The following is a 14,678-nucleotide window of genomic DNA, read 5'->3' on the forward strand; positions in this document are numbered from 1 at the left end:
GACCTCTCATAAAGAAGTCGTGAACGGTCCAATATACCGAAAGAAATCCCCCGGGCGCCAATGCCCGGGGGATTTCTTTGCTTGCGGGTGCCTTGTTCAGAGCAGGTCGGCCAGCTCCTCCAGCAGCTTGCGCCTGGGTCGGGCGCCGACCATGGAGCGCACCGGCTCACCACCCTGGAAGACCAGGAGGGTGGGGGTGGAGAGCACCTGGTAGGCGATGGTGGTGCCGGGGTTGCGGTCCACGTCGAGCTGGACCACCTTCAGCCGGTCGCCCTCCGCGAAGGCGATGTCCTTCAGCACCGGCGCGAGCTGCCGGCAGGGCCCGCACCAGTCGGCGGTGAACTGCACCAGCACCGGCAGATCGGAGCCGAGTACCTCCGTCTCGAAATTCGCGTCCGTGACCTCGTCAAGACCGCTGACGACACTCATGCCTTTCGCCCTCCCAGCTCGCACACGGGTTCCGGACCCCCCGGAACCAACGCCTCGGCGGCCAGCCCGGCCCGCGCCTCCTCGGCCCGCCGCAACTGCCCCGCGACCGTCTCCCGCACCGCCACCAGCTCCCCGATGAGCCCGTCCAGCTCATCCAGCTTCCGCCGGTACACGTCCCGCGACGCCGGACACGCGTCCCCCTCCGGGTGCCCGGCCCGCAGACACTCCACGAACGGCCGCGTCTCCTCCAACTCGAACCCGAAGTCCCTGAGCGTCCGGATCTGCCGGAGCAGCACGAGATCCCGCTCGTCGTACCGCCGATGCCCGTTGGCGTCCCGCCGCGCGGGCAGCAGCCCCCGCGTCTCGTAGTACCGCAGCGCCCGCACTGTCGTCCCGGCGCGCTCGGCCAGCTCACCGATTCGCATGGCTTCGACGGTAGGGGGTGACGTGGGCGTCAGGGCAACTGGTCAGGATCACCGGACCGGGCGAGCCCGGACTGAGTAATCTGAGATCTCACGTCAAGGCCGATACGAGGGGGCGGATTCGTGGATCCGGAGCTGGCTGCGCTGGCGGCAACCGCAGGGACAACCCTGGTGTCTTCGTTGACGACCGAGGTGTGGCAGCGAGCCAGGGACGGTATCGCCTCATTGTGGCGGCGCAGTCAGCCGGAGCGGGCCGATGCCATCACCACGGAGCTCGACACGACCCGCGTCGACCTGATGGCCGCGCGGGACGGCGGCGATGGGGGCACGCCGGAAGAGCTGGGTGCAGAGTGGCAGGGCCGTATCCGGCGGCTGCTCGTGGCCCATCCGGAGACCGCCGACGACCTGCGTTCGTTGCTCGCAGAACTGACCCCGGCGGCTGCTGTGACTCCGTCGGTGACGCAGCACGCCACCGCCTCCGGGCAGGCACGGGTCTACCAGGCAGGCCGAGACCAGAACTTCACCGAGCGGTGACCGGCCACAACGACGCCCGCGCCGACGGCCAGGGCCGCGTCTACCAGGCATCCGGCGACCAGCACATCACCGAACATCATCACCACAGCCCCGACTGGAGTGGCCCGGCCTCGGTTCGCCACCCCGCGGTCGGCCGTGCCCCGGTGGTGCTCCGTGACCGAACCGAAGAGATGAGCCGGCTGCGCGCCGCTGTCGAACCCGGCGTCGGCAACCGCGTTTACGTCCTACACGGCCTCGGCGGCTGTGGGAAAACCGCCGTCGCCTACACACTCTTCGACCACGCCACCCACCATGCCGGCCGGATCGGCCTATGGGTCAATGCCTCCGACCCCACCTCCCTTCGGGCCGGGATGCTCGCGGTCGCCGCCGAACGCGGTGCCACCGACGGCGAACTGATGGGCGCACGCAGTGGACTGCGTCCAGCGGCCGACCTCGTCTGGCAGCGCCTCGATCATTCCGACCAACCCTGGCTGCTGGTCCTCGACAACGCCGACGACCCCGCGATCCTTCGCGAAGGCGGCTGGCTGCGCACCAGCCCGGCCGGCATCGTCATCGTCACGAGTCGACAGGCAGCAGCCCACTGGTGGCCCGGCGCCGAACTCCTTCAGTTCGGCGTACTCCCGCGCGACGAAGCCGCTCTCGTGCTGCGCGATCTCGCACCCCACGCCGGAACGGTTGATGACGCGGCGGCGATCGCCGACCGTCTCGGTCGGCTGCCGCTCGCACTCACACTCGCCGGCGGCTTCTTGGCCCACCAGGTCATCGACCCCTGGACCATGGCCGACTACGGCCAACAGCTCGACGGCGGGGACGGGCGCGATCCGATCGAGCTGATCGATCAAGGCGCTTTCGGCGCCAACGACTCACGTCACCTGCTCAGCCGCACCTGGCAGCTCTCCCTCGACGCCCTTGCCGGACAGGGGTTGCCCGAAGCCAACAGTCTGCTGCGGCTACTCGCCTGCTGGGCGAACGACCCGCTGCCCCTGACGCTGCTCGCAGGCGCCGAAGTCGGCTCCGCCCTACCAGCGTTCCGTATCGAGTCAGCCCTTCGGGGGCTGCTCGACCAGTCCCTCACAGAGTTGTTGCCCGGTGGTGTGCGGTGCCTGCGCACCCACGGTGTGTTGCTCGACAGCGTGGCCCGGACCATTCCCTCCGACCAGAGGGAGCAGCTCGCCGCAACAGCCGCTCGACAACTCAAAGTCGCGCTGCCGGAGAGTCCGGAACGCGCAACGCACGACCCTCGAATGAACATGCTCGCCCCTCATGTACTGGCGCTGCTACGAAGGGTCGTGGACTGGCCGGTCGACCCATCGGTCGTGGAAGAGGCCACCGAGTGCTCGTTGCGGCTCGTGGTCGCGCTTCATCGTGATGGCGACTATTCCTCGGCATTGGCCGTCGCCGACAGAGCTGGCGAACTCGCCAAGCAACGTCTGTCCGAAGAGCACCCACTGGTTATCAGGTTGCGTCAACGTGCCGGTCGGGCGGTGTACCGGCTCGGTCGATTCGAGGAAGCCGAGGCACTGCAACGCCAGGTGCTCGACGCGTGTGAGCGCTCCTTCGGTTCCGCAGCGCTGGACACCCTCGAGAGCTGCCTTGGACTGGCGCGGTCGCTGTGGCAACTGGGACGCGAGCCTGAAGCGATGCCTTTGATCCGGCGGATCATCGCGGGCAGGACCGACATACTCGGGCCGGTCCACCCGTTGACGCTCATCGCGCGAGCGTTGATCTTGGAAGTGGCGCCAGGACCAGAGCTGCACGAGGAAGTCGCTTACGGGCAGAGCCTCATTGCGGATTGCTACCGCACAGTAGGCGAGCAGCACCCGATCACCTTGATGGCCGAACTCGATCAGGCGGATCTCCTCCGTCGGGCAGGGCGAACCGCCGAAGCGCTCCCGTGTGCCCGCAGAGCTCTTGCGGCGCACGAAGAGCGCTACGGAGCCGAGTACCCGATCACGTTGGCCGCGAGGTCGTTGCTGAGCACCGTCCTGGCGGAACTCGGCCGGTATGCCGAGGCGATCGAAGAGGTGGGGACTGTGGCGGACGCACGAACTCGCGTGTTGGGCGCGTCCCACCCTTGGACAGTGTGGTCCCGGGAGCGTCTGGCAGAGTATCGGCTCGCTCAGGCAGCCATAGCGAGTCCAGGGTCGGGGGGCAGGCTCCACTGAAGCCGTTCTCCATCCCCCGTGTCTCCTGTGCGCGTGCCGTGCCGGTCCCGCGGAATCGCGGTTGTGGCACGGCACGCTCGGAGGGACGGGGGGGTCAGGTGGCAGTGCTGTCGGCGGCCTCGCGGGCCGATTCCGGCGTGAGCTCCTGCTTGGAGTCCGGCTCCGCGACTGCGGTTGCTTCAGCGGTCTCGACCGCCTCAGCCGCCCCCCGCTTCTCCCGGCCCGGCAGCAGCACAGCCACCACGACCGTGCCCACGCCCAGGATGACCGCCCCGATCAAGCTCGTGTGGGCGACCGCGTCCGAGAACGACGCCCCCACCGCCTCCGCCATCCGATGCGCCCCCGCAGCCAACGACGACGCCTGCTGCTTCAGTTGGGCCGCCTGCTGCGGGTCCCCCGCCCCGGCCGCCTTCGCGGCCAGTGAGTGGGCCTTCTCGCCGATGGACTGGGCCACCGCGTAGCCCGCGCCGACCGAGTCCTGCGCCGTGGCGAGAGCCTGCGCGGGGAGGCCGCTGCCCTTCGTCGCCGACGTCAGGTGGTCGTCGTAGGACGTGGCCAGCAGCGAGCCCAGGATCGCGATGCCCAGGGAGCCGCCCAGTTCGAGGGAGGTGTCGTTCACCGCGCCGCCCACGCCCAGCTCGGACTCGGGGAAGGCACCCATGATCGCGTCGGTGCAGGGGGACAGGGCGAGGCCGATGGCGAGGCCCAGGATCACCAGGGACGGGACGAAGTCGGCGTACGTCGAGCCCGCGTCGACCCGGGTCAGCAGCGCGAGCGCCACCGTGCCGGCGACCATGCCCGCGCCGACCGTCCAGCGCATGCCGACGCGCGGGGTGAGGTAGCCGGTCAGGGCGGAGCCGGCGAAGACCGCGCCGGCCAGGGGGAGCATGCGGACGCCGGTCTCCAGGGCGTCGTAGCCGAGGACGAACTGGAGGTGCTGGGTGAGGTAGTAGAACGCGCCGAAGACGGCCAGGAAGAAGAGGGCGACCGCGAGGTTGGAGCCCGCGAAGCGGCGGTCGGTGAAGCGGCGTACGTCCAGCACCGGGCGCGGGTGGCGCAGTTCCCAGCCGACGAAGGCGATCAGGCCGACGCCCGCGACGACCGCCGCCGTCACCGCCTTGACGCCCCACCCGAAGTGCGGCCCCTCGATGATCATGTAGACCAGCGCGGCGATCCACAGCACGGACAGCAGCCCGCCGACGTAGTCGATGCGCTCGTGGTGGCCGGCCTTGGACGGCGGTACGAGCACCAGCGTGCCGACGATCGCCACGGCGGCGACCGGCACGTTGATCAGGAAGGTCGAGGCCCAGCCGTGGTCCCGCAGCAGCGCGCCCGCGACGACAGGGCCGGCCGCGATGGCGAGGCCCGCGGTGGCGGTCCACAGGGTGATCGCCTTGACCCGCTCGGCGCGCGGGAAGGTCGCCGCGAGCAGCGAGAGCGTCGCGGGCATGATCAGCGCCGCCCCGACGCCCATCACCGCGCGGGCCGCGATGACCGTGGCGGACGAGTCCGCGAGGTTGCCGAACACCGCGCCGCCGCCGAAGACGACGAGGCCGAGGACGAGCGCCCCGCGCCGGCTGTACTTGTCGCCGATCGCGCCGAGCAGCAGCATCAGCGCCGCGTACGGAACGGTGTAGCCGTCGATGACCCACTGGAGGTCCGCGCTGGACAGCCCGAGGTCGCGGGTCATGTCGGGCGCGGCGACCGTGAGGGCGGTGTTGGCCATCACGATGATCAGCAGGCTGAGGCAGAGCACGAGCAGCGCCCACCAGCGCCGGGCGTAGGGGCGCTCCATCCTCTCGACCGGTTCGTTCATGACGAGTCGCATGACAGCGGCTGACCTTCCTCGACTACGGAGACTTACAACTTGCACAGTGGCGTGCAATTGCACAACCATGTGCAATGTACGACCTTGCACAGTGCCGTGCAAGTCGAGAAGGTGTGCACAATGACTGCCATGACCACGGGTAACACCAGCCGCGCCGACACCAACAGGCGCCGCATCCTCGACGTCGCCCTCGCCGAGCTGCTGCGCGACCCCGACGCCTCGATGGACCAGATCGCGCGCGCCGCCGGTGTCGTACGGCGCACGGTGTACGGGCATTTCCCCAGCCGGGAGGCGTTGATCGGCACGCTCACCGACGAGGCGGTGCAGGCGCTCACCGACGCCGACGCGAGCGCCCGTGCGGGGGTGAGCGACCCGGCCCAGGCAGTGGCCCGCGCCGTGCTGGGGATCTGGGAGATCGCCGACCGCTACCGCCTGCTGATCGCCCTGGCCCAGCGCACGGTCACCGTCCAGGGCATCCGCGACCGCCTCGCCCCCTTGCGCGAGGAGAAGACGCGGGTGCTCCAACGCGGCCTGGACGAAGGGGTGTTCAGCTCACCGCTGCCCGCCGCCGCGCTGGCCCTCGTGCATGAGCAGCTCCTCTTCGCGGTCATGGAGGCGGTGAACGAGGGCCTGCTCCCGCCCGAGGAGGCGGGGCACGCGGCGGCGGTCACGGCGCTCACGGCGGCGGGCGTACCGAGCGATACGGCGACGGACTTGGTGGCCCGCGCGAGCGACGCGGCATGAAAGACCGGCCGCCCGGCCCCGGTTCAGGCGGGGTCGGGCGGCCGGCGGCAGAAGGCCCCTCAGGCGGGCCCCGGAAGGCGCCTCAAGCAGGCGCCCCCTTCAAGCGGGCGTGAGAAAATCCCTCACGCCTTGGCGAGTTCCTTCCCGCCCTCCTCCTCGGTCGAGGGCGAGGGCCGCTCCTCGTCGCGCCCCTCGTCCAGCAGCGTCGTCTCGTCGAACGGCAGCTCCCCCGCGAGCACCCGCCGCACCCGTTCCGAGTCGATCTCCTTCGTCCACGTCCCGATCAGCACCGTGGCGACCGAGTTGCCCGCGAAGTTGGTCAGCGCCCGTGCCTCGCTCATGAACCGGTCGATGCCGACCACCAGGCCGATGCCGTCCACCAGCGCGGGCTTGTGCGACTGGAGGCCGCCCGCGAGGGTGGCGAGCCCGGCGCCGCTGACGCCCGCCGCGCCCTTGGAGGCCAGCAGCAGGAAGAGCAGCAGCGGGATCTGCTCGCCGAGGGACATCGGGGTGCCGAGCGCGTCCGCGATGTAGAGGGACGCCATGGTCATGTAGATCATGGTGCCGTCGAGGTTGAAGGAGTACCCGGTCGGCACGGTGATGCCGACGACCGCCTTGCTGACGCCGAGGTGTTCCAGCTTGGCGATGAGCCTCGGCAGCGCGGACTCCGAGGACGAGGTCGACAGGATCAGCAGGAACTCACGGGCGAGGTACTTCAGCAGGAGGAAGATGTTCAGCCCGGAGACTATGCGCAGCAGCGTGCCGAGCACCACGAAGACGAACAGCACGCAGGTGACGTAGAAGCCGAACATCAGCACGGCGAGGCTCTTGAGCGCGTCCACGCCCGACGAGCCGACGACGGCCGCGATGGCGCCGAACGCGCCGATCGGCGCGGCCCACATGACCATGGCCAGGATGCGGAAGACCAGCCGCTGGATGTGCTCGATGCCACGCAGCACGGGCTGCCCGGCCGGGCCCAGCGCCTGGAGCGCGAACCCGGTGAGCAGCGCGACCAGCAGGGCCTGGAGGACCTGGCCCTCGGTGAAGGCGGACACGAAGGTGACCGGGATGATCGACAGGACGAAGTCGACCGGGGGCAGGGCGTCGGCGGACACCTGCGCGTGGCCGCTCTGGCGGAGCGCGGCGGTCAGGTGCAGGCCCTCGCCGGGGTGGAGCACGTTGCCGACGACCAGGCCGATGGCGAGCGCCACCAGCGACATCACGGTGAAGTAGCCGAGCGCGATGCCGCCGACCGCGCCGACCTTCGCGGCCTTCCGTACGGAGCCGATCCCGAGCACGATCGTGCAGAAGATGACCGGCGAGATCATCATCTTGATCAGGTTCACGAAGCCGGTGCCGAGCGGCTTCAGCTCCACCCCGGCGTCGGGCCAGATGAGGCCCACGGCGATGCCGAGCGCGACCGCCACGATGACGGCGATGTACAGGTAATGGGTACGGTCCCGCTTCACGGCGGGGGCGGCTGGTGCCGTACCGGGGGTGCTGGCGGCCACGACTGCTCTCCTTGACGTCTTCGTCGGCATGACCGGCGTGCGGCTCACGTCCGGGCGTTGCAGGGGATCGCGGTGACTATCTCCCGCCGTGTGAGGGCGGTCACCCTTCCGTTCATTTAGTTCACGCCCGGACGGACAGGCACACTGCTGACATGCGTGCCCCCGCCCTCCCCCGACCCCGCAGCCTGGCGGGCCAGCTCTTCGCCATGCAGGCGGTGCTGGTCGCGGTGGTGGTGGCCGGGTACGCGCTGTTCACCTACGTCAGCGACCAGCGCCAGGCGCGGGACGCGGCGGTACGCCAGGTCACGGCGGTGGCCCGGTCCATCGCGGACGCCCCCTCGGTGCGGGCGGCGATCCGCACCCCGGACCCCTCCGCCGAGCTGGAGCCGTACGCGCTCCAGGTGATGCGGGACGCCGACGTCGACTTCGTCACGATCATGGACCCGCGGGGCATCCGCTGGACCCATCCGACGCGGGACGAGATAGGCCGGCGCTTCCTCGGCCGCACCGGGCCCGCCCTGCGGGGGCACACCTTCACCGAGACGTACACCGGGACGCTGGGCCCGTCCGTGCGCGCGGTGACGCCGGTGACGGACGGGGGCCGGGTGGTGGGGCTGGTCAGCGCCGGGATCAAGGTGGAGGCGATCAGCGCGCGGGTCCAGGACCAGGTGACGGCCCTGCTCGGGGTGGCGGGGGCGGCGCTGCTGCTGGGCGCGGTGGGTACGTACGTGATCAACGCGCGGCTGCGGCGGCACACCCACGGGATGAACGCGGCCGAGCTGAGCCGGATGCACGACTACCACCAGGCCGCGCTGCACGCGGTGCGCGAGGGGCTGCTGATGCTGGACGGGCGGTACCGGGTGGCACTGATCAACGACGGCGGGCGGGAGCTGCTCGGGGTCGGCGGTGAGGTGGTCGGTCTCTCGGTCGCGGAGGTGGGGCTGCCGGGGCCGCTCACCGGGGCGTTGCTGTCCTCGGAGCCCCGGGTGGACGAGGTGCATCTGACCGCGTCGCGCGTGCTGGTGGTCAACACCTCGCCGGTGTCCGGCGGGGAGCACCGGGGGACGGTCGTCACACTCCGGGACGTGACCGAACTCCAGTCGCTGATGGGCGAGTTGGACTCCGAGCGCGGGTTCAGCCAGGCGTTGCGGTCGCAGGCGCACGAGGCGGCGAACCGGCTGCACACCGTGGTCTCGCTGATCGAGCTGGGGCGGGCCGAGGAAGCGGTGGAGTTCGCCACGGCCGAGCTGGAGCTGGCCCAGACGCTCACCGATCAGGTGGTCGCGGCGGTGGGCGAGCCGGTGCTGGCCGCGCTGCTGCTGGGCAAGACGGCGCAGGCGCACGAGCGGGGCGTGGAGCTGGTCGTCTCGCCCGAGAGCCGGCTCGACGACGGCGTACTCCCGCCGGACCTCGCGGTGCGCGACCTGGTCACCATCCTGGGCAACCTGATCGACAACGCGGTGGACGCGGCGCAGGGCAGCGCGGGGGCGCGGGTCACGGTGACGGCGTACGCGGCCGGGGAGGCGCTGCTGCTGCGGGTGGCGGACACCGGTCCGGGCGTCGACCCGGCCCACGCGGACCTGGTCTTCCGGCGCGGCTTCACCACCAAGCCCGCGGGTCCGGGCGGCCGGGGCCTCGGGCTGGCGCTGGCCCGGCAGACGGTCACCCGGCTCACCGGCACACTGACGGTGACCGGGGCGGAGGGCGGCGGCGCGGCGTTCGAGGCCCGGCTGCCGCTGCGTACCGCTGTGACATCGAAGGGCGAGGCATGAGTTCAGGGGAGCCGATCCGCGTCCTCGTCGTCGAGGACGACCCCGTGGCCGCCGACGCGCACGTCCTCTACGTCGGCAGGGTGCCGGGGTTCGTGGCCGTCGGCCAGGCCGGGACCGGGGCCGCCGCCCGCCGGGCCCTGGAACGCACCCCGGTCGACCTCCTCCTGCTCGACCTGCACCTCCCCGACGTGCACGGCCTCCAGCTCGCCCGCTCCTTGCGCGCGGCGGGCCACCAGGCGGACGTCATCGCGGTCACCTCGGCCCGCGACCTGGCGGTGGTCCGCGAGGGCGTCTCCCTGGGCGTGGTCCAGTACGTCCTGAAGCCCTTCACCTTCGCCACCCTCCGCGACCGCCTCCTCCGCTACGCCGAGTACCACGCCGCAGCGGGCGAGGCGAGCGGCCAGGACGAGGTGGACCAGGCCCTGGCCACCCTCCGCACCCCCACTCCGGCCGCCCTCCCGAAGGGCCTGAGCGCGCCGACCCTGCAACGCGTCACAGCGGTCCTACGGGACTCCCCCACCGGCCTGACAGCCGCGGGCGTCGCCGAATCGGTGGGCATCTCCCGCATCACGGCCCGCCGCTACCTGGAGCACCTGGTGACCACCACCAGAGCAACCCGAAGCCCCCAGTACGGCCAGGTGGGCCGCCCGGAACTGATCTACCGCTGGCTGTCGGAGGAAGAGGGAAGGGGCCGCTGACAGGGCCCTGCTAGAAGACCGACTCCGCCTCGTCCATGCGGGAGACCGGGACCGTCTTCAGTTCGGTCACCGCTTCCGCCAGAGGGACCATGGCGATGTCCGTGCCGCGCAGGGCGGTCATGCCGCCGAACTCGCCTCGGTGGGCGGCTTCCACGGCGTGCCAGCCGAAGCGGGTGGCGAGGACGCGGTCGTAGGCCGTGGGGGTGCCGCCGCGCTGGATGTGGCCGAGGATGACCGGGCGGGCCTCCTTGCCGAGGCGGCGCTCGAGTTCGTAGGCGAGGGCGGTGCCGATGCCCTGGAAGCGCTCGTGGCCGAACTGGTCGATGTCGCCCTTGCCGTAGTCCATCGTGCCGTCGAGCGGGTGGGCGCCCTCGGCGACGCAGATCACGGCGAACTTCTTGCCGCGCGCGAACCGCTCCTCGACCATCTTGACCAGGTCGGCCGGGTCGAAGGGCCGCTCGGGCAGGCAGATGCCGTGCGCGCCGGCGGCCATGCCGGACTCCAGCGCGATCCAGCCCGCGTGCCGGCCCATGACCTCGACGACCATCACCCGCTGGTGGGACTCGGCCGTGGTCTTCAGGCGGTCCATCGCCTCCGTGGCCACGCCCACCGCGGTGTCGAAGCCGAAGGTGCGGTCGGTGCCGGAGATGTCGTTGTCGATGGTCTTCGGCACCCCGACGACCGGCAGGCCGGCGTCGGACAGCATCCGGGCCGCCGTCAGCGTGCCCTCGCCGCCGATCGGGATCAGCGCGTCGATGCCGAACTCCTCGGCCATGTCGGTCGCCCGCTCGCACGCCTCGCGCAGCCGGTCCCGCTCCAGGCGGGAGGAGCCGAGGATGGTGCCGCCGAGCGCCAGGATGCCGCTGACCGCGTCCAGGTCGAGGGTGCGGTAGTGGCTGTCCAGCAGCCCCCGGTAGCCGTCCTCGAAGCCGATGACCTCGTCGCCGTAGTGCGCCACGGCGCGGTGCACGACCGACCGGATCACGGCGTTCAGGCCGGGGCAGTCGCCGCCTGCGGTGAGAACTCCGATGCGCATCGTGCTGTGTCTCCTGCTCGCTGTGGGTACCGGTGAGCCGCTCCGATTCTTTCACGGCCGTCGAACGGCCGACGACCACCGCCCCCACCAGCACGTTCGGACCCCCACCGAGCTGACGGGCGCCTTATCCAGGCCCGGAGGTATTGTCAAGAGGGTTCCGCTCACCTCGGGTGGGCGATTTTTGTGAGAGCAAGGATCGGAGAGCACGCGTGACACGCAGCGTGTACGTGACCGGGATCGACCGGGGCGACGGCCGGCAGGTCGTCGACCTGGGCGTCATGGAACTGCTGACCCGGCAGGTCGACCGGGTCGGGGTGTTCCGCCCCCTCGTCCACGACGGCCCCGACCGCCTCTTCGAACTGCTGCGGTCCCGCTACCGCCTGAACCAGGACCCCGCCACCGTCTACGGCATGGGCTACCAGGAGGCGTCCACGCTCCAGGCCGAGCGCGGCACCGACGAACTCGTCTCCGCCCTGGTCGACCGCTTCCACCTGGTCGCCCGCGACTACGACGTGGTCCTCGTCCTCGGCACCGACTTCGCCGACACCCAGCTCCCCGACGAGCTGTCCCTCAACGCCCGCCTCGCCAACGAGTTCGGCGCGTCCGTGATCCCGGTGGTCGGCGCCCGCAAGCAGTCCGCCGAGTCGGTGCTCGCCGAGACCCGCAACGCCTACCGCGCCTATGCCGGCCTCGGCTGCGACGTCCTCGCCATGGTCGCCAACCGCGCCGCCCGCGAGGACCGCGACGAGATCGCCGGCCGGCTCTCCGACCGCATGCCGGTCCCCTGCTACGTGCTGCCCGACGAGCCCGCCCTGTCCGCGCCGACCGTCTCGCAGATCGGGCACGCGCTGGGCGCCAAGGTGCTGCTCGGCGACGACTCCGGCCTCTCCCGCGACGCGCTGGACTTCGTCTTCGGCGGCGCCATGCTGCCCAACTTCCTCGCCGCCCTGACCCCCGGCTGCCTGGTCGTGACCCCGGGCGACCGCGCCGACCTGGTCGTCGGCTCGCTGGCCGCGCACAGCGCCGGCACCCCGCCCATCGCCGGCGTGCTGCTCACCCTGAACGAGGTGCCGAGCGAGGAGATCCTCACCCTGGCCGCCCGCCTCGCCCCCGGCACCCCGGTGCTCTCGGTGGCCGGCACCAGCTTCCCCACCGCCGGGCAGTTGTTCTCGCTGGAGGGCCGGATGACGGCCGCCACCCCGCGCAAGGCGGAGACCGCCCTCGGCCTGTTCGAGCGGTACGTGGACACCGCCGACCTGGCCCGCCGGGTCTCCGCGCCCAGCGGCGGCCGGGTCACCCCGATGATGTTCGAGCACAAGCTGCTGGAGCAGGCCCGCTCCGACAAGCGCCGGGTCGTCCTGCCCGAGGGCACCGAGGAGCGGGTGCTGCACGCGGCGGAGGTGCTGCTGCGCCGGGGCGTGTGCGACCTCACCCTGCTCGGGCCGGTGGACCAGATCCGCAAGAAGGCCGCCGACCTCGGCATCGACCTGGGCGACTGCCAGTTGATCGACCCGGCCACCTCCGAGCTGCGCGACTCCTTCGCGGAGAAGTACGCCGCCCTGCGCGCCCACAAGGGCGTCACGGTGGAGCTGGCCTACGACGTGGTCTCCGACGTGAACTACTTCGGCACCCTGATGGTGCAGGAGGGCCTGGCCGACGGCATGGTCTCCGGCTCGGTGCACTCCACCGCGGCCACCATCCGTCCGGCCTTCGAGATCATCAAGACCAAGCCGGACTCCGCGATCGTCTCCTCGGTCTTCTTCATGTGCCTGACCGACAAGGTGCTGGTCTACGGCGACTGCGCGGTCAACCCCGACCCCGACGCCGAGCAGCTCGCGGACATCGCGGTGGAGTCGGCGGCGACGGCCGCCCAGTTCGGCGTGGAGCCGAGGATCGCCATGCTGTCGTACTCCACCGGCACCTCCGGCTCCGGCGCCGACGTGGACAAGGTGCGCGAGGCGACCGAGCTGGCCCGCGAGCACCGGCCCGACCTGAAGATCGAGGGCCCGATCCAGTACGACGCGGCCGTGGACGCCGCCGTGGCCGCGACCAAGCTGCCCGGCTCGGAGGTGGCCGGCCAGGCCAGCGTGCTGATCTTCCCGGACCTCAACACGGGCAACAACACCTACAAGGCCGTCCAGCGCTCGGCCGGGGCGATCGCGGTCGGTCCGGTCCTCCAGGGCCTGCGCAAGCCGGTCAACGACCTCTCGCGCGGCGCGCTGGTGCAGGACATCGTCACCACGGTCGCCATCACCGCGATCCAGGCGCAGGCGCCGACCGAAAGGGCTTTCCAGCAGTGACCCCCACCCGTGTACTCGTCCTCAACTCCGGCTCGTCCTCGCTGAAGTACCAGCTCCTGGACATGCGGGACGGCAGCCGTCTCGCGGTGGGCCTGGTGGAGCGGATCGGTGAGCAGACCTCCCGGCTGTGCCACACCCCGCTGGCCACCGGCGCGACCCGCGAGCAGAGCGGGCCGATCGCCGACCACGAGACCGCGCTGAAGTCGGTCGCCGAGGAGCTGGCCCGCGACGGTCTGGGCCTGGACTCGCCGGAGCTGGCCGCGATCGGGCACCGGGTGGTGCACGGCGGCATGTTCTTCACCGAGCCCACCGTCATCGACGACTCGATGCTCACCGAGATCGAGCGGCTGATCCCGGTCGCCCCGCTGCACAACCCGGCCAACCTGACCGGCATCCGTACCGCCATGGCGCTGCGCCCGGACCTGCCCCAGGTCGCCGTCTTCGACACCGCGTTCCACACCTCGATGCCGGAGTCCGCGGCGCGGTACGCGATCGACCCGAAGATCGCCGACCGGTACCGCATCCGCCGCTACGGCTTCCACGGCACCTCGCATGCCTATGTGTCGCGGGAGACCGCGCGGCTGCTCGGCAAGGCGCCTCACGAGGTGAACGTGATCGTGCTGCACCTGGGCAACGGCGCGTCCGCCTCCGCGGTGGAGCGCGGCCGGTGCGTGGACACCTCGATGGGGCTGACCCCGCTGGAGGGGCTGGTGATGGGTACCCGGTCCGGTGATCTGGACCCGGCGGTCATCTTCCATTTGGCCCGCGTCGGTGGAATGTCCATGGACGAGATCGACACTCTTCTCAACAAGAGGAGCGGTCTGTTCGGTCTGTGCGGGGACAATGACATGCGGGAGATCCGGCGCCGCGTCGACGAGGGCGACGAAGCGGCGGCCCTCGCCTTCGATATTTACATTCATCGCATCAAGAAGTACATCGGCGCTTATTACGCCGTACTCGGTCAGGTGGACGCGGTGGCGTTCACGGCCGGGGTCGGGGAGAACGCGGCGGCGGTGCGTTCGGCGGCGGTCGCGGGCCTGACGGGCCTGGGCCTGGCCGTGGACGAGGAACTGAACGCCGTACGGGGCGGTGAGCCGCGCCTGATCTCGCCCGCGGACGCCCGTGTGGCGGTCGCGGTGGTGCCGACCGACGAGGAACTGGAGATCGCCGAGCAGACCTATGCGCTGGTCGGTCCGGCAACCGGAAAGGACGGCTGAGCATTACACCGGAGTAACACGC

The 14,678-nt window shown here is 71.0% G+C and carries 12 protein-coding genes; 7 read left to right on the forward strand and 5 right to left on the reverse strand.

What is annotated here, in order from left to right; genetic code table 11:
• Window positions 1-96: 96 nt before the first annotated feature.
• Both OG448_RS09285 and OG448_RS09290 read right to left on the reverse strand, forming a co-directional pair.
• A complete protein-coding gene (locus OG448_RS09285; RefSeq protein ID WP_391294293.1) occupies window positions 97-429 on the reverse strand; it encodes a thioredoxin domain-containing protein in 333 nt (110 codons plus the stop codon).
• The gene (locus OG448_RS09290) at window positions 426-854 is read right to left on the reverse strand and encodes a MerR family transcriptional regulator (protein ID WP_391294295.1); all 429 of its coding nucleotides are present in this window, start codon (window positions 852-854) and stop codon (window positions 426-428) included. The genes OG448_RS09285 and OG448_RS09290 overlap by 4 nt, the downstream gene beginning before the upstream one ends.
• Window positions 855-974: 120 nt before the next feature.
• Here OG448_RS09290 and OG448_RS09295 point away from each other — a divergent pair, with 120 nt between their 5' ends.
• Both OG448_RS09295 and OG448_RS09300 read left to right on the forward strand, forming a co-directional pair.
• On the forward strand, window positions 975-1,385 hold the full coding sequence (locus tag OG448_RS09295; protein ID WP_405552691.1) for a hypothetical protein: 411 nt from the start codon (window positions 975-977) through the stop codon (window positions 1,383-1,385).
• Window positions 1,382-3,550, forward strand: coding sequence for a tetratricopeptide repeat protein (locus OG448_RS09300; protein WP_405552693.1), 2,169 nt, complete (start codon window positions 1,382-1,384; stop codon window positions 3,548-3,550). The genes OG448_RS09295 and OG448_RS09300 overlap by 4 nt, the downstream gene beginning before the upstream one ends.
• A 94-nt stretch (window positions 3,551-3,644) precedes the next feature.
• Here the strand turns inward: OG448_RS09300 and OG448_RS09305 are convergent, their stop codons facing one another.
• Window positions 3,645-5,378 (reverse strand): MFS transporter, encoded by a 1,734-nt coding sequence (locus OG448_RS09305; protein WP_405552695.1) that lies wholly within the window; start codon window positions 5,376-5,378, stop codon window positions 3,645-3,647.
• A gap of 129 nt (window positions 5,379-5,507) precedes the next feature.
• On the opposite strand from OG448_RS09305, the gene OG448_RS09310 reads away from it, so the two are divergent.
• Window positions 5,508-6,122, forward strand: coding sequence for a TetR/AcrR family transcriptional regulator (locus tag OG448_RS09310; protein WP_405552697.1), 615 nt, complete (start codon window positions 5,508-5,510; stop codon window positions 6,120-6,122).
• Between the two features lie 122 nt (window positions 6,123-6,244).
• Here the strand turns inward: OG448_RS09310 and OG448_RS09315 are convergent, their stop codons facing one another.
• A complete protein-coding gene (locus OG448_RS09315; protein WP_405552699.1) occupies window positions 6,245-7,633 on the reverse strand; it encodes a cation:dicarboxylate symporter family transporter in 1,389 nt (462 codons plus the stop codon).
• Between the two features lie 152 nt (window positions 7,634-7,785).
• Here OG448_RS09315 and OG448_RS09320 point away from each other — a divergent pair, with 152 nt between their 5' ends.
• The gene (locus OG448_RS09320; RefSeq protein ID WP_405552701.1) at window positions 7,786-9,405 is read left to right on the forward strand and encodes an ATP-binding protein; all 1,620 of its coding nucleotides are present in this window, start codon (window positions 7,786-7,788) and stop codon (window positions 9,403-9,405) included.
• Window positions 9,402-10,103, forward strand: a complete 702-nt coding sequence (locus OG448_RS09325) for a response regulator (RefSeq protein WP_405552703.1) — start codon at window positions 9,402-9,404, stop codon at window positions 10,101-10,103. Before OG448_RS09320 ends, OG448_RS09325 begins: the two co-directional genes overlap by 4 nt.
• 10 nt (window positions 10,104-10,113) lie before the next feature.
• Here the strand turns inward: OG448_RS09325 and OG448_RS09330 are convergent, their stop codons facing one another.
• A complete protein-coding gene (locus tag OG448_RS09330) occupies window positions 10,114-11,139 on the reverse strand; it encodes an ATP-dependent 6-phosphofructokinase (RefSeq protein WP_030816069.1) in 1,026 nt (341 codons plus the stop codon).
• Window positions 11,140-11,348: 209 nt separating this feature from the next.
• Here OG448_RS09330 and pta point away from each other — a divergent pair, with 209 nt between their 5' ends.
• Together pta and OG448_RS09340 are read left to right on the forward strand one after the other, a co-directional pair.
• Window positions 11,349-13,439, forward strand: a complete 2,091-nt coding sequence (gene pta, locus OG448_RS09335) for a phosphate acetyltransferase (protein WP_405552704.1) — start codon at window positions 11,349-11,351, stop codon at window positions 13,437-13,439.
• Window positions 13,436-14,656: an acetate kinase gene (locus tag OG448_RS09340; RefSeq protein ID WP_405552705.1), complete on the forward strand. Its 1,221-nt coding sequence runs from the start codon at window positions 13,436-13,438 to the stop codon at window positions 14,654-14,656. The genes pta and OG448_RS09340 overlap by 4 nt, the downstream gene beginning before the upstream one ends.
• Window positions 14,657-14,678 lie beyond the last annotated feature (22 nt).

Source organism: Streptomyces sp. NBC_01171, assembly GCF_045039805.1.
Lineage (GTDB): Bacteria > Actinomycetota > Actinomycetes > Streptomycetales > Streptomycetaceae > Streptomyces.